This window comes from Caballeronia sp. EK (assembly GCF_014384845.1).
In the GTDB taxonomy this organism is placed as follows: Bacteria; Pseudomonadota; Gammaproteobacteria; order Burkholderiales; family Burkholderiaceae; genus Caballeronia; species Caballeronia jiangsuensis.
Map to the genome: position 1 here is coordinate 1 of NZ_JACSUE010000018.1, position 19043 is coordinate 19043.

Genomic DNA, 19043 nt, shown 5'->3' on the forward strand with positions numbered 1-19043 from the left:
ATGTCTGACTGCCTCACATAGATGTTCCAAATACTCGTCGAACGACGTCTCCCAGTCCATCACTTCCTCATGCAAAGGATGAAGAAGCTCCTATAATGCCATGTGTTTTATGACACAGTAAGACTAGACGACAACACGAATGAAGCAGTCGCCACGGTTCACTGGACCGGTGGTCGGCACACGGAGCTGCGCGTCGCACGCGTGAATGTCGGTCGATATCCATCTGGCCAACACTTCAGTGCTGTTGAGGTTATGGGTAAGCTTGGTGGGCAGTGGCCGGACAGGGAGCTTGCGGTGACCATGAACCGCATGCGATGCAAATCGCCAGACGGCAGACCTGGACCACGGTTCGTGTTACCGAAATGCGTGAACGGCTGGGCATTGCGCCATTCGATCCAACCGCGTCGCATGCGGAGACGATCAGCGTGGAAGAGGCCTCACGACGACTGGGAATTTACGGGAGTTCGATTCACCGCCTGATACGGGAGGGCATACTGCCTGCGACTCAACTCATGCCCTCCGCGCCTTGGCAGGTCCCTGTTGCTGCGCTCGATTCCGACGCCGTCAGGGCAGGTGTACGAGCTATCAAGGACAGGCGACCGCCTCACTTCAAAGCCCGACAGGAAGCAGATAAGTCACTCAAGCTGCCGGGCTTTTAACTAAAGGATGCACTATGTCACGAGACTCCCTCGGCGGCCTCGGAAGATGTAGACGTTGCCGTCCAATGGATTCTCTTCAAGCGCCGTTTGCACCTTTGACGCTAGCCCCTGAAACCCACAGCGCATGTCGGTCACGCCTGCAGCAATCCAAATACGCGTGCCAGCCGGGAGCGAGATCATGATCGCAGACTGCCCAACACGGTACGCAGCATGTCCGCGTCGACCAGACCATCTACCTTGACCACCACACGGCCGATTCGGATTTCAATCGTGCCCGCAGGTGGCGCCGGGTTTGCATCTAATGCTTGTAAAGCGCTTGACGGCGCAGCCAGGGTCTGCGTCGGTGGGTCACTCAGCAGTACGACTGGCAGAAGGCCGACAGGCTTAGCGTGCCGCTCGGTAAGATATCGGCGCCGCCAGGTGTACAGCATGTTCGCGTTGATGCCATTCTCACGGGCGATTCTCGCAACCGAGACGCCCGGTTCACACGCCGCTGCCGCGACCCGGTCCCGAAGCTCCCTTGGGTAATTCGGCCGGCCCGCTCGACTACCCGGCTTTTTCTCTGAGGACTCTGACAAAGTAGTGTCCATCAAATCGAAAATGATGGACATCATTTTGCTGCGTACTGAGGTCACCCCCTACAACGGTCGAGACGAGCCGCTTACGCTGTATCGCTTCGCGCGGCCAGAGATCCCTGAGGACTTTGCTTGAAATACTGCCCACGAACCGTGGTCGGCAGGTACGTGATGTCCCAGCTATACAACTGGCTCGGTGCATCGGCGCAAACTGAACGGGGTTTGCTGCGTGCCTGTGCCGGCCGTTCGCTGCGCCGATCGGCGAGTTGCTTCCCGGGCTTCAGGACCCGGTAGAACGACAATTCCGAGGCGATATAGCGTTGCTGATCTGCCAGTCGAGGCACGATCTGGCTTGGCGGCAGATGACCCAATTCGGGCGAGTTCGCGATCGCCAGAAGCTCGGCGCGTTCGGCGGCAGAGAGCTTGTGACGCGACTCATGGTGCCGTAACGAGCGCTCGTCCACCGCATCAGGTTCGCCGCGCTGCCAGCGCTGAACCGTTCGGGTACTGAGCCCCAGAATGTTGCAAGCACGCGCCTGGCGAGTCCCGGCCAGGGTCGCCTCGCTGATCAGGCCGATCAATGCCTTGCGCTCTTCAGGGACCGTCATTCAGCCTCGTCCCCGAACAGCGCACGGTGCTTTTTTTGCAGCACCAACAGCGCCGCAGCTTCAGCCAGCACTTTCTCTTTGCGTTTGAGTTCGCGCTGCAACTCGAGATTGGCCTGCTTCAGATCCCGCACTTCCTGGGCGCTCTCGCGCCGGATCCCAGTTCCGCCGACGCTGCAAAAATCCGCTCGCCACTGCGCGAGATGATGCGCGAACAGGCCGCGCTCGCGACACCAGGCGTTCAACGCTTCGTCGACCAACCCGTGGCTCTCCTGCAAGGCCTTCAGCCGTTCTTCCAGCAACCAGTCTTCCGGACGTCTAGCGTGTCCGGAGCTCGAGCTCCGGTTCGCGGCGGCGGCGGCCCCTCTCATCCATTTCCTCAATGTCCGTACGTTCACATTCAATTCGTCGGCCACCGCTCCAACTGTTCGGTCACCGCGCTGCAGGACCTTCAACAGTGCCTGCTCTTTGAACTCAACAGAATACGTTTCTTTCGCCTTCAACTTGTACCTCTGATTCTTCTTGATAAGAAAGTTCAGAGGCGACAACTACTATGACGCCGGGGGGTAGGTGTTGACCAGGATGTTTGCGAGCAGACTCGCGCTCGCATTATTTTTGGGCGGCGGCGAGGGCTCAGCGCTCGCCGTGACGATGGTCGACTCGCCATCCTTCTTCGCTGCATACTTGAAGCGGATGTGTTCGATGACCGTGAGTCTTGACGGCTCGTAATGTCGCGTCTCGCTGCGCTCTTCGCCGATGCGCTCAAGCGCGTCGAACGCGGCCTTCTGTTCGTCGCTCAGGCCATATTCGATGCGCGTGCGTGGCAGGTCCTTTGGCAATGCGGGGCGTCCCCTGCGGGTGTGCCCCGTGACGGCGACCTTCGCCGGCTCCGGAGGAACAGGCATATCCATGGCGGCGTCGAACAGCTCGGCCTGAGCCGCCAGGCGCTCGGAACTCGCGCCGAAGCGTGCACGATTGAGCTGCGCGATCGGGCGCTGCAGGCTCTCCAGTTGCTTCCACAACACACACGCGAGCCGGTTCTGTTCGAGTGCAAAGGCTTGCAGCGCCTCGAGCTTGATTGGCAGATCCCCAACGGTGATGGCGGCGGACAACATGTCAATCAAGATGCCCAACTTGCGCGACGTTTAGAAGCTTCGTGAACGCTGAATCTGAGAGCGATTCAAGCGCTTAAGTGACGCGCGTCACCGCGACGGCGCGGTGAGGCTCGCGCGCCGGAATCTCTATACCTCCCAACCATGCATTGAGCTCTTCGAGCGTGAAACCGCGTTTTGCCAGCGCCGAGGGCGACGTGTTCAAGTCGCTTGTACCAGAGCGCGAACCCGGTGCGATCCCAATATAAGCACTTCACCTTCGTGCGGTCCCGGCCGACAAACACGAACAGGTTGCCCGAGGCCGGCTTCTGCTCAAGCAGCGGTTCAACCAGATGCAACAGCGCGTCGATCGATTTGCGCATGTCGACCGCCTCGCGGCAGATGCAGGCTCGAAGATCAGTGGCGATCAGCACCGTGCACCGCCAAGCTGTCCGAGCACGAAGCGCACAATGCGCTCGGCGTGGACCCCAACCAGTTCAATGCGAACTCCAGCGCGCGTCACGATCACGCGATCACGAGCGGACGAACTATCCACGCTCGACGAAGGCGGCGTCGCGAGCGGAGTTGCGTCCGAATGTGCGACGACAAACGCAGCGTCCGGGGTCATCGCGAGCGAACACGCTGGCGCCATGGACGCTTCCGCGAGCTTCTTGCGCCACAGACCAAAAGTACTGACCAGTCCTTGCTCGAACAAGAAGTGTCGTGCACCCATTCCGCTCGCTCGCCACGCCACAACCATTTCTAGCAAAAACGCCTCGCCTTGCCTGGGCCGGCGAGTAGCGGCCTCGACACCTGTTGCGCTCTCCATCGCGTAGCTCCGGTTCTTACGATGGAAACACCTTCGCATGGCGGTAACTTCGCCTCAAGACGGGATGCGCAGACGGATACTCTTCTTCCGTAGAATACGCAGCCCAGCAAGTCGGGGCAAGCCCATTCGTGGCCTGCCTCGGTTTTTCCTGCGACCTTGTCACTAACTTTTCAGTAAGATACTTCGGATAGGAAAGGTTAAAATCCGCCGAATCTTCATGCGACGCCGATAATCAGGAAGGCTTCGCACATTTGTTTTTCAAAATTGCAAAGAAATACGCACTTTAAGAAAGCGTCGCGGAAACTCGAAAGGTAGATTACGCAGAATCTTCCTGATCACGCTGTCGACCGGATCACTTGGAATGAGTATCCGAAGAATGCCTGAATGCCTACGTCACTAACCTCATTGTCGCACTGCTTTACTCCTAGTAATTTGTCAGATAGGGGCGTCGCCTTTGTTGGGGACAATTATGGTATCGTCGGTGGGTTCGTCGACCTGACTTCATGTTGACATTCGGAGTCTATGCACTCGTAAAGGCTGTCGAGAGGGAAAGCAAGCGCCACTCTATCTCACAAATGGCGGTAGTCCTATACGACGGACCTCACCTAAGTCGGGGCAGTGGCCCAATCCCGGTGAGTGTCGTCGGAAGGATCTTGGGGTTGTTGAGTGCGATGAAAATGCCGCTTCCATATCGAAGTTCAATTGCCGATCAGAATTTCCCCGTAGGAGGGGGCTTCGAGTCTTTCCGCGAGTCCTTTGGCGCAGAGATCCACGCTAATTCCGTGAACCGCGTCTATTCGCGATCAACTCGTTAACTCGCACTCAGCTCCGCTGCTCTCTCGTGGTCGTCTCTGCCTGTCGAGTTGAAAGATAAGATCCTCAGGGGTGCGCCGCATTCAGGGTTGATACGATGCGCTGTGTTGATTGGGAGTTTTCGACCTTCTATGGCTGCCTGGGGGAAAGTTAAAAGCGCAGTAGAGTCGGTTAGTATGGTCAAAAATCGATGCACATTCGACGTTGTCTTCAGAGATATTCACACTCTCCTCGCGCGGATTCCGTCAGCGGCGTCTCGTGATGCTTGCCAGCCAACTTGCAAGGTTGCACCGCGATGGCCGGCCGTCAGCTTTTGACCAGCTCTATGCTATCGATCGTCTCGATGTACTCGATAGAGTGAAACCTTTGGAAGCATGGTTGAGCAGCTAATGTCGCTGCCGCTTGAGATGCAAGCGCCGACGCTCGCCCGCACACTGAATGCAGGCGGGCGACGTACCAAAGACGGGCGGGCAATATCCGTCAAGCTCGGAAAGTGGATAAAGGGATTACCAAAGCCGCAGTTGCGAATGGATTTCGAATACCTTTTGGGTGTTGGTGAACACTTCAGCATCGTCGGTCAAGGTCTGTTACTGAACGCCCTCGCGGGCTGCATTGAAACGCTCCTCGTAGAGCGACGGTCAGAGATTGTTGATCGACTACGGAGTAGCGTCGAGCAACTCGGCGCGCTAGCGAGAAACATTGAGCTTCGGCCGGACGCGATGCGGTTGTTGGCATTTGCAAGGTTGGCCGTTCCAATTAAACGTAAGCAGCCGTCTCACCTAGATTTGCATTGGCCATTTAAGGAAAGACCTGACTGGAGAGCTTAAGAGTATGAAAACAAGCGAGGAATACATCACTTTCTATGATACCGTCGCGGCCGTTTCATGTCAGATGTTGGCGGCCGCTCGCAGCGGCGAATGGAACGAACTGGATGCGCTGGACGGGACTTTCAGGGAGCTGATCGCGCAGTTGAAGACGGTCGACCCAGACTTGTCACTCGACGGAGGCGCTAGGGCGCGCAAGCTGGCAGTTGTGATGCAAATCCTGGCCAACGACGCCGAGATTCGCGATCTGACTTTTCCGAGCCTTGCGGACCTTGCCTCGCTCCTCACGACGAATGGGCCGGCGCCGTGCGGAGCGTCGAAACCATCGAGAGGTTCCATTTTCTATGGCATCGCTGAGGACAATACGTTCATACAGTTGTAACCCGTTTTGCGGTTGAAGTTCTGTCGGCAGCGCTTATCTTTGCGCCGCTGCAACAGAGTCGGGTCTTATGAACGCCCCCGTCACCTCAGGTCGTGACCGGATCCCGAAAATTCCGAATACGATAAATAATTCAGCCTATTCGAGCGGTTTTCGGATATGAGAGTCGCGAGTCAATTGATCGCAACCCGACAATCTATCGTGGGGCGGGCGAGGCCGGACTGGCCGTGAGGACTCCTCCTGTGGCAAACGCTGCTTCAAGCAAGAGCGCTATCGCAATGCGGGTGTCGGGTGATTTGATGTGAATATCGTTAAATTAGGTGCTGAATTGTCGCCCGCGAACATGTTGACGCTCTTGCGCAGCGTGAGCAGCGAGTGACGGCATGCGCATCGAGTTCTGTTTGCTGTTTGAGAACCGATCAGTTAGTCGGATCACCGCAGGCCTCGCCGCTGTTGCAATGGTGTTGTGAAACGGCTCACATTGGTTCTCTATGCGGGAGTCGTAACGCACCGCGGTAGTCTCGAGAAGCGGTTTGTTGAAAGCCTGAGCGCTCTCATCGTACTCGTCATCGCGCTCCCGTATTACCCCCCAATATGGAATAGCGCGCCGTTGACGTGGAACGCCAATGGCGTAGCCCCCTAAAAAATGCTGCATACGTAGGTCGAAACACCTGCGAGGCGTGAGTCGTTTGGGCACCTTTTCGAAGAGTGAGGAGCGCGAGCGGCAAATCGCTCATGAAATCAGTGGCCGGCCTACCTGCTTAATTGGCCGACCCGTACAGACGGCGCGAGTGGCCACCCTTTGGGGGTGGTCCGTTGATGTTGCATATCGAACTCCATTATTTGACTACGCCATACCCTTGGTCGGAGTAGAAAACCTGAGAGACCAGAATGACCAAATTCGAACGCGGGCCGAGCGATACTCCGATTGCCATGGTAACCGGTGGTGCAGGTTTCCTGGGGAGTGCTGTATGCGATCGACTTGTAAGGGACGGGATGCATGTCGTGTGCGTCGACAACTTCGTGACGGGACGCCGCTCTAACGTTGCGCATCTTCTCGCGTCGCCTCTTTTTACCCTTGCTAAAGCGGACATCTCGGTATCGTTGCCGCAGATCGACGTGACGGAGATCTGGAATTTCGCCTGCCCGGCATCGCCCGCGACCTACCAGATCGATCCGGTCCATACAATGCTCACCAACGTCATCGGCATGAAGAACTGCCTCGATCTCGCCTACGACACCGGCGCCCGCGTCTTCCAGGCATCGACCAGCGAAGTGTATGGTGATCCCGAAGTGCATCCGCAGATCGAGTCGTATCGCGGCAAGGTGAACCCCATCGGTCCTCGCGCATGCTATGACGAAGGCAAGCGCGCCGCGGAAACGCTGTGCTACGACTATCGCCGCGCCTACGGTACCGATGTACGCGTCGCGCGGATCTTTAACACCTATGGACCGCGCATGGACCCGCAGGACGGACGCGTCGTGTCAAACTTCATCGTGCAGGCGCTGCGCGGCGATCCGCTCGAAATCTATGGCGACGGCTCGCAAACGCGTTCCTTCTGTTTCGTCGACGACCTCGTCGAGGGATTTTTCCGCATCATGCGTGCGCCCGTAGCGCAGCAAGGCCCAGTCAATCTCGGCAACCCCAGCGAATTCACAATGAGCGATCTCGCAGAGCTCGTGATTGGCATGACGAGGACGTCATCAACGCTCCTATATAAACCTCTTCCCGTTGACGATCCGAAGCGGCGCCGTCCTGATATCAGTCTCGCGCAATCGGAGCTCGGCTGGAATCCGCAGATTTCGCTGCGTGAGGGACTCGGTTCGACCATAGCTTACTTTAATGCGGAGCTCCGGCTCCCGCCGGTGACAGAGGAATGCCGATCATGAAAGCGCTCGTTACAGGCGGGGCTGGGTACATTGGCAGCCAAACTTGCAAGACGCTGGCGCGCGCGGGCCATACGCCCATCGTTTTCGACAACCTCTCGACCGGCCACGCGGACGCGGTAAAGTGGGGTCCGCTGTGCGTCGGCGATCTCCTCGATGCCGATGCGCTCGACACGGCACTCGAGACGCATCGTCCCGACGTCGTGATCCACTTCGCCGCGCTGGCGTACGTGGGCGTGTCGATGCAAGACCCGGCAAGCTACTACCGCGTGAATGTTGGCGGAACGCAGTCGCTCCTCGAAGCGATGCGCCGCCATGAGGTTTCGCGCATCGTACTGTCGTCGAGCTGCGCGACTTACGGCATTCCTGACGTGTTGCCCATCAGCGAGCAAACGCCGCAACACCCGGTGAACCCGTATGGTTTCACGAAACTCATCACCGAGCGCATGGCGGCCGACTACGAGCGCGCCTACGGTCTGCGCTGGATCGCACTCCGTTACTTCAACGCGGCGGGCGCCGATCCCGAGGGAGAGCTCGGCGAGCGTCACGATCCGGAAACGCATGCGATTCCGCTCGCGATCGACGCCGCGCTCGGCACCGGTCCCATCTTCAAGGTGATGGGCACGGACTATCCGACGCCCGATGGCTCGGCCGTGCGCGACTATGTGCATGTCGACGATCTCGCGGACGCGCATCTGCGCGCGATGGCTCATCTGCTGCAAGGCGGCGATAGCGGCGCGTTCAACCTCGCGACGGGCCGCGGAACATCCGTGCTCGAACTGCTCGACGCCGTGTACGCCGCCACCGGCAAGCCCGTGAACGCGCTGCACTCGCCGCGCCGGGCGGGCGACCCGCCCGCGCTTTACGCCCAGGCGGACAAGGCGAAGCGCGTGCTCGGATGGCAGCCGCGCTACACCGACATCGGCTCGATGGTCGAAACGGCCGCAAAGTGGTTCATCGAAACAGCTAGCCCGGTCGACGCCTGAACGGCGCGGCACGCAACGGGCGGAACAAGACCAGAAAGAACTTATCAAACGAATCGAATCGGGGGGCAACGAAATGAGCGTGCGTATTGCAATCGTTGGGACCGGCTATGTCGGTCTGGTGAGTGGCGCCTGCCTGGCCGAACTGGGACATGAAGTGATCTGCATCGACAACGATCCGTCCAAGATCGATGCATTGAACAATGGCCGTATTCCGATCTACGAACCGGGCCTCGACGAGCTCGTCAGCCGCAACGCCAAGCGAGGGACCTTGCGCTTCAGCCTCGACCTCGCGGAGAGCGTGAAGGGACGGGAAGCGGTGTTCATCGCGGTCGGCACGCCCTCTCATCCGGGCACGGACCGCGCGGATCTGAGTTATGTGATGGCGGTCGCGGAGCAGGTCGCACCGAACATCGACAAATTCACGGTGCTCGTGACGAAGTCGACGGTTCCCGTCGGCACGAACCGCGAGGTGCAGCGCGTGGCCGAGCGTTGCCTTGCGCTGGGACAATCGTTCGCGGTGGCGTCCAACCCCGAGTTCCTGCGTGAAGGTTCAGCGATCCAGGATTTCATGCATCCGGATCGCGTCGTATTCGGCACCGACAGCGAAGCCGCGGCCGATATCATGCGCCGCATCTATGCGCCGCTCGCGCAGAACGGCTGTGAGGTGCTCGCCACCGAAATCGAAACGGCCGAAGTCATCAAGTATGCAGCCAACGCGTTCCTCGCGGTGAAGATCAGCTACATCAACGAGATCGCGGATCTGTGCGAGGTCGTCGGCGCCGATGTCGACCGCGTCGCGGCGGGCATCGGTCTGGACCGGCGTATCGGCGCGGCATTCCTGAAGGCCGGTCCCGGCTGGGGCGGCTCGTGCTTCCCGAAGGACACGCGCGCGCTGAAGGCGACGGCCTCCAAGCACAACCTGCCGATGCGCATCGTCGAGGCGGCGATCGAAGCGAATTCGAACCGCAAGACGGTCATGTTCGACAAGATCCAGGCGGCGTGCGGCGGCTCAGTCGCGGGCAAGCGGCTCGCCGTGTTCGGCCTGACCTTCAAGGGTCAGACGGACGACATGCGCGAAAGCCCCAGCGTCAGTCTCATTCAGATGCTCGAGGAACGCGGCGCAAAGGTTCGTGCATACGATCCCTCCGGTCCGGCCGACGCGGCACGCATATTGCCAACTGTGCGCTCGGCGGAGGGCCTGGTCGGCACCGTGCACGGTGCGGATGCGCTCATCATACTGACCGACTGGGAGCAGTTCAAGGAATATGATCTCAGCGAAATGGCCGCCTATATGGCCGATCCGGTGATGATCGACTTACGCAACTTATTTGATGAATACACCGTTCGCAAGAGCGGTTTCCGCCAGTACGTTCGCATTGGGCGCAAGGCTACAGCGGAGCGCAGCACGCCGTCGCCCGAAGGTCGTGAAGATCGTCTACCCGCGCGCTTGCACAACGCGGTAGTGAGTAAAACATGCCAGGAAGTGGCAGCGAGTCTCGCCGTCGACGCGAGCGAGGCTGTATGAGCCTACCGTCCGTTCGTCCCGATGAACGGGAGGCAGCCGGTCGTGACACGCAACAAAAGGCCGCGACCGACGATCTGAATTGTTCGACGCCATTCCTCGTTCCGTTGTTATCCGGGAAGCAGCGCGTCTGCTTCAGCGTTCTGGCAACGCTCTGGGCGGTAGGTCTGGTCGGGTTCTGGTCTTGGTGGCAGCGGCCGGAGCACAATGTCGATGCATTCCGTTACGCGGTGAACTGCACCCTCCTCTTTTGGACCACCGTCATTCCCGGCTACTTCGTGTTAGTGTTCGCGCGCGCGCGCGCGCCGAACCGCTCGCGCCCGATACTCGCCGGCCAGCGTGTCGCGATGGTCGTTACGAAGGAGTCGTCCGAGCCCTTCTCCATCGTAAGGACGACGCTTCTCGCGATGCTTGCGCAGGCCTATCCGCACGACACTTGGCTCGCTGATGAAGACCCGTCCGAGGACACGATTGAATGGTGCGCACGTCACGGCGTGCGGATCTCGACGCGCAAGGGCGTGTCGGACTACCATAGACCATCGTGGCCACGACGCGCGCGATGCAAAGAGGGCAACCTCGCCTACTTCTACGATCATTTCGGCTACGCCAGTTACGATTTTGTTGCTCAACTCGACGCCGATCACGTACCGCAGTCGGGCTATCTCGAAGAGATGCTTCGCCCATTCGCCGATCCGAAGGTAGGTTATGTGTCCGCGCCGAGCATCTGCGACAGAAACGCCAACGAAAGCTGGGCCGCGCGTGGTCGACTGTACATGGAAGCAGCGTTGCATGGCCCATTGCAAGCGGGACACAATGGCGGGCTCGCGCCGCTTTGCATCGGCTCGCACTATGCTGTGCGCACAAGTGCGTTGCATGGTATAGGCGGACTCGGGCCGGAGCTCGCGGAAGATCACTCCACCACGCTCATGATGAACGCCCACGGATGGCGTGGCGTTCACGCGCTCGACGCGCTCGCAAGCGGCGAAGGACCTCGCACGTTTGCGGACATGGCGACACAAGAGTACCAGTGGGCGAGGAGCCTCACGGTCATCCTATTCCGTCACGCCTCCTCCTCTTTTAGGCGCCTACCATGGCGGCTGAAGGGGCAATTCCTATTTGCGCAACTTTGGTATCCGCTCTTCTCTCTTGCGATGGCGGGCAGTGTCGCGATGCCCATCATCGCCCTACTCACAGGTCGCGTTTGGGCCAACGTCTCCTATTCGGAGTACCTACTGCATGCGGCTCCGGTGACAGCAAGTATCCTGTTGTTGATGGTATGGTTGAAGGCCAAGGGCTTCCTGCGGCCGCACAGCGCGACCGTTGTGTCGTGGGAGGGACTCGCTTTCTTATTTGCGCGCTGGCCTTGGTCGCTGCTCGGCGTTGTATCGGCTATCTTCGACTGCGTGCGCGGACGAGAATCGACATTTCGTGTTACACCAAAAACAGCTGTCGCAGACCCGCACGCGCCGACGCGCGTCATCGCGCCGTACCTATGGCTCTCGCTTATGTGCGGCCTGCCGGTCCTGCTCGTCAACGATCCAAGCAGTGCTCGCGGTTTCTTCGTGATCTCAATCTTCAATGCCGTAGTGTACCTCGCCATCGCGGTCACCATTGTCGTAGCGCATGCGCGAGAGAACGGCGTACGCAAGTCCATGTTCTCGTTGCTGTTACGCGACGGACCGGCCAGGAATCGCGCGCTCATGTTCGCCGCCGCCGTCGTACTGCTTGGGGGTGGCTATCTGCGGCTCGGCCAGGGGATGGACGCGCTGATGTGGCGCGGCCCCGAGGTGACCCACGCCGTCGCCTCAGAGCCACCGAAGATTGGCGCGTACGATCCTGATCACGCGTACGCGCTCACCGATGGTCTCTACTATGAGCATATCTTCGTATCTTGGGCGGACACCGCGGCGTCTACCGCAATCCAGAAGGCGCAGGATTACGCGGGCATGCGCAACCGCAAACTGATGGTCACAGTCGAGCCTTGGACGGCGGCAGGACGTGCCCCCGAGGAGCTGCTGAAGGACGTGAGGTCAGGCGCTTACGACAATGAGATAGACAGCGTGTGCCGTGCGCTCCGGTCACTTGATGCGCCAGTCAAGGTGCGTTGGGCGCAGGAGATGGAAAGCTCGACGGGACGCTATCCGTGGGCCGCGAACGATCCGTCCGGCTACATTAGCGCCTATCGTCATTTCGTCGACCGATGCCGCGGGACTTCACGGTTACTGAGCTTCATATGGTCCCCGCGCGGCGACCGACCTCTTACCGCTTATTTTCCGGGACGGGGCTATGCCGACGAAATCGGGCTGTCGGTGTTCGCCTGCCAGGAGTGCGAGATTGGATCGAAAGAAGGCGCGGAATCGGCGAACCAGATTCTACGAGAAAAGTACGCGCGCGTTCGGCATTATGGCCTCCCGGTGATAATTGCTGAGCTCGGTGTCGAAGGCACCGCGGAAAACCAGCGTGACGCATTGAAGGCGTTGCGCGAAGAGATTCCGAGCATGCACCTACTAACGGCCGTAGTCTACTTCAACGCGCCGGACTCGCCGGGCGTGTGGCCGTTCATGCGAACGCCTGATTGGCAGCTCGATCCCGAGCTGCTGAAAGAGCTAAAGTCGGAAATGGTGTACCTGCGGAGTTGAGGCGGGAAAATGAAGGCGGAAGTGGTTGCAGCTGAGAATCTGATTGTCGAAGTCGGAAACCAGCAAACAACAAACCATCCACCATGAGCGAGGATAAAAAAAAGGCGGTCATTGGTCTATTGGGAGCCGGCCTCGGGCTGGACGACCTGATTCGTCAAGGAGCACGGCAAGTGATTCAGCAAGCGATGAAGCGGAGCTGGCAGCTGCTTGAACGGTTCACGAAGGTGAAGACACTGCACGGGCAACGCGCGGTGGTGCGCAACGGCTACTTGCCCGAGCGCGAAGTACTGACGACGGCTGCGCCGATCTCCGTGCAGGTGCCAAAGGTACGCGATCAATCAGGATCAGGGGTGAAGTTCGATTCATCGATCGTCCCGGCGTACACGAGGAAATCGCCCCGTATGAGCGCGGCGCTGCCGTGGCTGTGTCGTAAGTCGGTATGACTTTCCGTTTCAAGTGAAACGAGGGGTTCTTTTGGTTTTCATTTCAATGGAATTTCTTGAGGGCGACGTAGCAGTAAGGCCGACGGTGAATCAGGCTGAGATCCGCGGGTTGGTTACGCAGACAGCAGGCCGATTCGCGGCGTAAGCTTCAGAGTTTTGTGAATAAGTGGTTAAACCGCAGTCTCTTTATATCGGTTGTGCGGCACGACGCGGGAGTGCGAGTGACATTGCTAGCCTTACTGTGTCATTAAATATGTCGAGGCAGAACTGCAGAATGGGGCATCGCTGGAGCCGCTTAGCGACGTGCGCAGCGATGCACCAGCGCAGCGTGGCGATCGAGTCAGCCACGTGGCGCTGCGCGCTGGGGAGCCGCGTGGCACGTAGTCCAAGGGTAAGCCAGATGTGTCGCGGATCGCAGCGTTTTTTTTACTACCTCCCTGAATGAGGCGCTGAGCAACGAGGAAGCCGTAAGCGGTAATGCATAGCGATGCATGGTGATGAAACCCGCGCCAGCCGCGCCGCTCAAAGTGCCCGAGGCCAAATTCCTGCTTCAGGTCCTGGTAATCACGCTCGATGCGCCAACGCATTTTTGCAACCTGAACGAGGCGGTCCACAGGCGTGCCTGCGGCCAACGTCGAGAGCCAGTATTTGATTGGCTCGGGCTCGCCATCGGGCCATTCAACCAGCAGCCATTCCTCGTCGCGCGGCGTGGGCCGCCAGTAATCGCGGTGTGAGGCGCGCACCCGCACCGCTGCGAATCGCGAACTGAGCGTAGCGCGCGTGCCTTCACGCCACGAAACCGTACGATAGCGGGAAGCGTCAAGCCCGACGGCCAACTCCTTGACCGATGCCGGTTCATGCCCCGGTACACGGCGCTGCAGACTTCTCGGTCGGCCAGGCTTGCCGCTGGATGGCTCGGCAGGCAGCGGCGCAGTGCCTGGCGCCCATACACGGGTGCTCGATTGGATACCCACCGCATATTGCAAGCCGATTTCGCTGAGGGCATCGCGAAACGCAGTGTCGTTTCCGTATCCTGCATCGGCCAGTACGACACCGTCCGGTGCACCGCTTTGCCGGGCCTCGCGCAACTGCGCGAGTGCGATCTGCGGCTTGGTCGCAAACCCGATCTCATCGGGCACGCCAGCCTGCGCCCGCCGTAGCGGATCGTCGGCCCATTCCTGTGGCAGATAAAGCTGATAAGCCACCGGCAGGCTTGCCTCTTCGGTGGCCACCGACAGGCTCACGGCCACCTGGCAGTTATCCTGTTTGCCCAGTTGCCCACAATATTGCCGCGCCACCCCAACCGAATGCTTCCCCTTCTTCGGGAAGCCCGTGTCGTCAATGATCCAGTAAAGGCCCTTTGTGGCAGCACCCAGCGACGCACTTGTTCGAGTAACGCGGCGTCAGACCATTCCGACTTCGACACGAAGTGATGAAGTGATTGGTGCCGCGCACTCACGCGCTGAGGTTCCAGATGTGCTGCCAGCGGCTCCACGCTCTTGCGCCGGATCGGCAGCATCAAGCCTTGGCAATAGCCAATCAACCCGGAGTGGCGATCGCTATGCTCGACTGCCTCACATAGATGTTCCAGATACTCGTCGAACGACGTCTCCCAGTCCATCACTTCCTCATGCAAAGGATGAAGAAGCTTCCATAATGCCATGCGTTCTATGACACAGTAAGACTAGATGGACGGGCGGGCGTGGTCGAGCATAAAGCGGCCCCCTCCGGCAGCGGTCGACTCATATCAGCTGGTCTAACTGCCGGAACATCAATGACGGCTTCGGGAGTTCTTGCGACGCCATTCTCTGACTCAGTTTTCGCCCCGCTCGAATTTGATTTGAGTTGCGAACTGTTGAGTCTTCGAGACACAATTCGGTATTCAGTCTCGCGATTAGCACTACGGCTGGCACGACGAAATTTGATGTGCGACCCATCGGCATTTGTCGTTGGCGGGCGATACTCGCCATTCCTGATCCCTGCGAGCGTCGAACCCATGAGCGGCCACCGGATACGGCAGGCCCCCAGGTTTTCAAACGTCGGGAAGGCATCCTGCGCTCCGTGTGCTTGCGCACAGATCCCACACCCAGGTCAAAAAGACAATAGTCGCGTCCTTCGCGGGCAAGACAATAAGTTACGAAATCTTGAGAGTCTCTTCGCTTAATCCGACGGGTAGTTCGAACCAGAAGAGAGAGAAGAATGAACAAGAATGTCATCGGCGGCTGCGCGATGTCGCTCGCCCTGCTCGCCGGCTGCACGGATCTGGTTGTCTCCAACCCCTCCCCCGGCGAGAATGCCGATGGCTTCGTGTACTCGCTGCCAATGGGGCAAGTCTATCTACAGGCAGCTCGCAAGAAGGTGACCGCCGCTGATATCACCAAGGCAAAGAAAGCGGTCGACGACGCGCAGACGGCCGTCGACAACGACAAGTCAGCCGTCACTGCGGCCCAGACCGCCAAAGACGCAGACAAGACGGCGTCCGCGCAAGCCAAACAAAAACAGGACCAGGCGACGCTCGACCAAGCGAAGCAGACGGCAGGTTCCCTCAAACTCGATGACGTGAACGAGACCGTGTCGCTCGCAGTGCTCGACGTCGTCGCGGATCCTAGTGCACGCTACGTAGGAAGGCTTTCGCACGATATCACGCGCGACGACAGCCTGAAACTGTCGATCGTGAAGGGTTTGCTGAACACATCGACCGTGACATCGGTCGACCAGACGCCGAACATCATCGTCACGCTTGCGGATACCGCCATCACTATCGGCGCGGATCTTTACACACTTCGCGCCCGGAAGCCCACAAACGCGGTCACGCCTGCCTGCAGCGACTTCAGCTACGCATGGATCTTCAATCCACTCGACAAAAAAGCTCTCACCCAAATCAAAGAGAAGCTTGACGCACAGGGCGCAAGCTTTGATATCTCGGTAACAGCCACCCCCGCTGGGCCGCAGGAGGCAACACAACAACCACCACAGTTGAATGGCCTCGTGTATCGCACAGCCATGCCGGTGGTCATCTCCGTCGAAAAGCGGGCGGCGGACGTGGAAGAGGCCGATCGACAGCACGAGGACGACGCGGCCCCGCAGGATAAGAAGGGAGATGCCCGGAAAGCGGCGAAGGCAAACGCCCAGGCGGTAAATGCATGCTCGCTGGCGTCCTCACCACCCGCGCAGGCGTGGCATGTAATTGTCCCCGACACCAGCACGCAATACGTCGCGTCATCAAAAGCTGGCCCATTCACAACCACTACGCTGACTTACGGCTTCACCAACGGCATGTTGACGGACCACACGATGCAGCGTCCAAGCGAGCTCGCAGCGATCGCAGGCATTCCCGTACGCGTCGCAAACGACATCATGACGATCCCGACACAGGTACTTCAGATGCGTGTGAACTACGATACAGCATCCGTTGCCCGAATCAATGGAGATGCGTCTGTCAAGGCGGCACAGATCCAGCAGGCAGCCACGCTCGCTACAGCCGAGACCGCCGTCGTCAACGCTCAGGCTGCGCTTGAGTCCGCCCGTATCGGCGCTCCAACCTCGATCGCTAATGCGCAGACTGCACTCGCCAAGGCGCTCGAACAGTTACGCGAAGCGCGGGCAGCCAGCGCACCGACAAACTCGACGACAGCGTCCCAGTGATCGACGAGGTGAGGCTCTAGTACGAAGAGTCCAAAAAGTCCCGGATCTCAACTGCGACGAATCCCGCTTGCCGCATCGCTTCGTCAATGCGTTCGATCATCGCAGGGCATTGAGAGAAGAGGAACCGCTTCCCTTTCGGATCCCCTTGAGCGCGTACACTGAACAAAGCGATGAAGCCCGGCCCTCGGATTTATTCGCGGGTGCGCTCGTCCGTCCGGTTATTAGGTGACATGCGACCTACGAATCTCGGACGAACAGATCGAGCGGATGACTGGTCATGGCCGACCTCGGAAGTTTGCAACTCGCTAATTCGGATTGTCTGCAGAATGCCACTTGTCCACAGCTTGTGTGGATAACACCCCGATCCAAGCGTTATGTTCTTGATGTTGCGAAGAAACAGCCCAGTGATGCGTGATGCGACCGGCAAGCGGGGACGGTGTTATGTCAAGCGACCAAGACAAGCGCGTTGATAGTCAGCCTGCCACACTAGCGCCCGACGGGCCTTGCCTTGCCTTATTCAAACCATGCGGCCGATTTCACATCGGCGTGATCGCCCTCGTCCCAACGGTCCATCTCAAGAGCACGCTCCGAAAGGAAGCCGCTAAGATCGCCGCCACGCAGCTTGTCGATTGCATCCTTCGTAACGAACTGAGACTTCAAGGCTACGTCTAACAAGTTGCTCCCACTGATCAAACAATCTCTCGTTTCATTCGCTCGAGCTGGTTCAATCAGAAATCGGTTACCGATGCCTTGGATAAGTCGACGGGTTTCATGATCTGCGTCGGACGGGATCGAAAAAAGTCGTGGAAAGGCCTCACGCCCATGGTTCAGGAGAAGTTGTTTTGCATCTACAGGATTTCCCGTCATTTGTAGGGAGTCCTTTCGAGTCGCTAAACGCAAAATGAACAGGCGCGCGCGAGCCGAACGGAAGTCAAAACGCTCGGGAAGCGGCCTTCGATTCCATAGTGCGTCACTCGAGCCGCTCTCGTTCCTTAAAGCCTGCTGTTCCGCACGGACCGATCTGCCAGTCGCAGCAGCGAAAGACTCCGACCAACTTGTTCTCCAGAACCAAGACAACGCGCGGCGTGACCAATCTGGTTGGCGCTGCAAGTTTTCGAATTCCACCGCGAGCAAGACAAGCTGGAACGAGTACGGTAGCAGCTCTTGTCGCACGCACCCTGCAGAGGTGATCAACCAATTAATCACTTCGCCAATATTGGCGCCGGCACGCTTCAGGAGAGTCGGATCATCAGCTAATCTCCGAACAAGTTCAGTCTCTCCTGCCTTAGTCATATCGAGGCCAGAGAGCCCTCTGCAAACTTGTAGAAAAATATCGTCGTTGATCGAGTGCCACGTCTCCGGGAATTGCGCGTTGATCTCTTCCAGCCGTTCTCGGAGATCGAAATCCGGACGCCACGTTAACGCTGCGACCAAGTGCGCTTCACTCATCGGTGTACCCAAGCTATTAACCCGCTGGAAAGTTCTAGCTGCCAAAGCAAGATCTTCCGTCACCATGATCACGATCGGCACGCGGAACTGCTGAAATCGATAGGAGAGTTGATCCGCGCGCTCTTCCCAATTAGTTATGTCGGATTCGGACCATCCATCTGCGATGGCAGCTACTCGAAGTTCCCTCAAGTACTTATTCACCTGGCGCCCATCGAATAGCGTCCAAAGAGGAAGTAGGGGCCGTCCTTTGCGTTGCGTCGCTTTTCGTGCAAAAACGAAAGTTTCGCTAATTAAGTCGTACCGAATGTCCCAGTCTATATCGTCTTCGCGGTCGACTGTCTTTGACTGAGAAGCTGGCAGCAAGAGGCCAAGCAAGGTTGATACGCGCTGGTGTCCGTCAAGCAAGTACTGCCGGCCGATCGACATAGCGGCGTCTGCGAGTGGGATCCTATGTGAGCCTACCTTATCGAAAGAGGCTAGCTCGAACTTCGCGGTACGCCATACGAGCAAACTCCCAATGGGCATGTTGTCGCGAACTGACTCAAGCAGTTCCAATCGCTGGTCGTCGGTCCAGATGAATGGACGTTGGAAACGGGGAACTCGGATGTGGCCATGCTGAACGTCCTCGAGCAAGCTCCGCAAGCTTGGATTCAGATTTTCCGAGGCGAGGGAGGTTAATGTTTCAGCCATGGCGGAA

The 19043-nt window shown here is 58.7% G+C and carries 15 protein-coding genes and 2 pseudogenes; 8 read left to right on the forward strand and 9 right to left on the reverse strand.

Annotated features, from left to right (window positions below; genetic code table 11):
- Window positions 1-671: 671 nt before the first annotated feature.
- The 7 genes from tnpB (IAG25_RS34565) to tnpA (IAG25_RS34595) form a co-directional block, all read right to left on the reverse strand.
- Window positions 672-839 carry an IS66 family insertion sequence element accessory protein TnpB gene (gene tnpB, locus IAG25_RS34565; protein ID WP_187608880.1) on the reverse strand — a complete coding sequence of 56 codons (168 nt, stop codon included), beginning with the start codon at window positions 837-839 and terminating at the stop codon, window positions 672-674.
- On the reverse strand, window positions 836-1273 hold the full coding sequence (gene tnpA, locus IAG25_RS34570; RefSeq protein ID WP_187608881.1) for an IS66-like element accessory protein TnpA: 438 nt from the start codon (window positions 1271-1273) through the stop codon (window positions 836-838). Before tnpA (IAG25_RS34570) ends, tnpB (IAG25_RS34565) begins: the two co-directional genes overlap by 4 nt.
- 47 nt (window positions 1274-1320) lie before the next feature.
- The gene (locus tag IAG25_RS34575; RefSeq protein ID WP_187608882.1) at window positions 1321-1842 is read right to left on the reverse strand and encodes a helix-turn-helix domain-containing protein; all 522 of its coding nucleotides are present in this window, start codon (window positions 1840-1842) and stop codon (window positions 1321-1323) included.
- On the reverse strand, window positions 1839-2342 hold the full coding sequence (locus IAG25_RS34580; protein WP_187608883.1) for a transposase: 504 nt from the start codon (window positions 2340-2342) through the stop codon (window positions 1839-1841). Before IAG25_RS34580 ends, IAG25_RS34575 begins: the two co-directional genes overlap by 4 nt.
- Window positions 2343-2390: 48 nt before the next feature.
- A complete protein-coding gene (locus IAG25_RS34585; RefSeq protein WP_255504167.1) occupies window positions 2391-2954 on the reverse strand; it encodes an IS66 family transposase in 564 nt (187 codons plus the stop codon).
- Between the two features lie 65 nt (window positions 2955-3019).
- Entirely contained in the window at window positions 3020-3364 is a 345-nt protein-coding gene (tnpB, locus tag IAG25_RS34590) for an IS66 family insertion sequence element accessory protein TnpB (protein ID WP_187608884.1), read from the reverse strand.
- The gene (gene tnpA / locus IAG25_RS34595) at window positions 3358-3759 is read right to left on the reverse strand and encodes an IS66 family insertion sequence element accessory protein TnpA (RefSeq protein ID WP_187608885.1); all 402 of its coding nucleotides are present in this window, start codon (window positions 3757-3759) and stop codon (window positions 3358-3360) included. The genes tnpB (IAG25_RS34590) and tnpA (IAG25_RS34595) overlap by 7 nt, the downstream gene beginning before the upstream one ends.
- A 1202-nt stretch (window positions 3760-4961) precedes the next feature.
- On the opposite strand from tnpA (IAG25_RS34595), the gene IAG25_RS34600 reads away from it, so the two are divergent.
- From IAG25_RS34600 to IAG25_RS34630, 7 genes and pseudogenes are all read left to right on the forward strand, one after another.
- Complete coding sequence (locus IAG25_RS34600; RefSeq protein WP_187608886.1) at window positions 4962-5399, forward strand: hypothetical protein; 438 nt, start codon at window positions 4962-4964, stop codon at window positions 5397-5399.
- Between the two features lie 4 nt (window positions 5400-5403).
- Window positions 5404-5778 carry a flagellar protein FliT gene (locus tag IAG25_RS34605; RefSeq protein WP_187608887.1) on the forward strand — a complete coding sequence of 125 codons (375 nt, stop codon included), beginning with the start codon at window positions 5404-5406 and terminating at the stop codon, window positions 5776-5778.
- Window positions 5779-6666: 888 nt separating this feature from the next.
- A complete protein-coding gene (locus IAG25_RS34610) occupies window positions 6667-7665 on the forward strand; it encodes a UDP-glucuronic acid decarboxylase family protein (protein ID WP_222946780.1) in 999 nt (332 codons plus the stop codon).
- Window positions 7662-8648 carry a UDP-glucose 4-epimerase GalE gene (gene galE, locus IAG25_RS34615; protein WP_187608888.1) on the forward strand — a complete coding sequence of 329 codons (987 nt, stop codon included), beginning with the start codon at window positions 7662-7664 and terminating at the stop codon, window positions 8646-8648. The genes IAG25_RS34610 and galE overlap by 4 nt, the downstream gene beginning before the upstream one ends.
- Window positions 8649-8721: 73 nt before the next feature.
- Window positions 8722-10173 carry a UDP-glucose dehydrogenase family protein gene (locus IAG25_RS34620; RefSeq protein WP_222946781.1) on the forward strand — a complete coding sequence of 484 codons (1452 nt, stop codon included), beginning with the start codon at window positions 8722-8724 and terminating at the stop codon, window positions 10171-10173.
- Entirely contained in the window at window positions 10170-12809 is a 2640-nt protein-coding gene (locus tag IAG25_RS34625) for a glycosyltransferase family 2 protein (protein WP_187608890.1), read from the forward strand. Before IAG25_RS34620 ends, IAG25_RS34625 begins: the two co-directional genes overlap by 4 nt.
- Before the next feature lie 83 nt (window positions 12810-12892).
- Window positions 12893-13249: pseudogene (locus IAG25_RS34630) on the forward strand (transposase); the annotation flags it as partial.
- A 239-nt stretch (window positions 13250-13488) separates the two neighbouring features.
- Here the strand turns inward: IAG25_RS34630 and IAG25_RS34635 are convergent.
- Window positions 13489-14873, reverse strand: a pseudogene (locus tag IAG25_RS34635) (IS701 family transposase).
- A gap of 578 nt (window positions 14874-15451) precedes the next feature.
- Between IAG25_RS34635 and IAG25_RS34640 the strand changes: the two are divergent.
- Window positions 15452-16897 (forward strand): hypothetical protein, encoded by a 1446-nt coding sequence (locus IAG25_RS34640; RefSeq protein ID WP_187608891.1) that lies wholly within the window; start codon window positions 15452-15454, stop codon window positions 16895-16897.
- A 513-nt stretch (window positions 16898-17410) separates the two neighbouring features.
- Here IAG25_RS34640 and IAG25_RS34645 read toward each other — a convergent pair.
- Complete coding sequence (locus IAG25_RS34645) at window positions 17411-19036, reverse strand: DUF262 domain-containing protein (protein WP_187608892.1); 1626 nt, start codon at window positions 19034-19036, stop codon at window positions 17411-17413.
- Window positions 19037-19043: the final 7 nt, after the last annotated feature.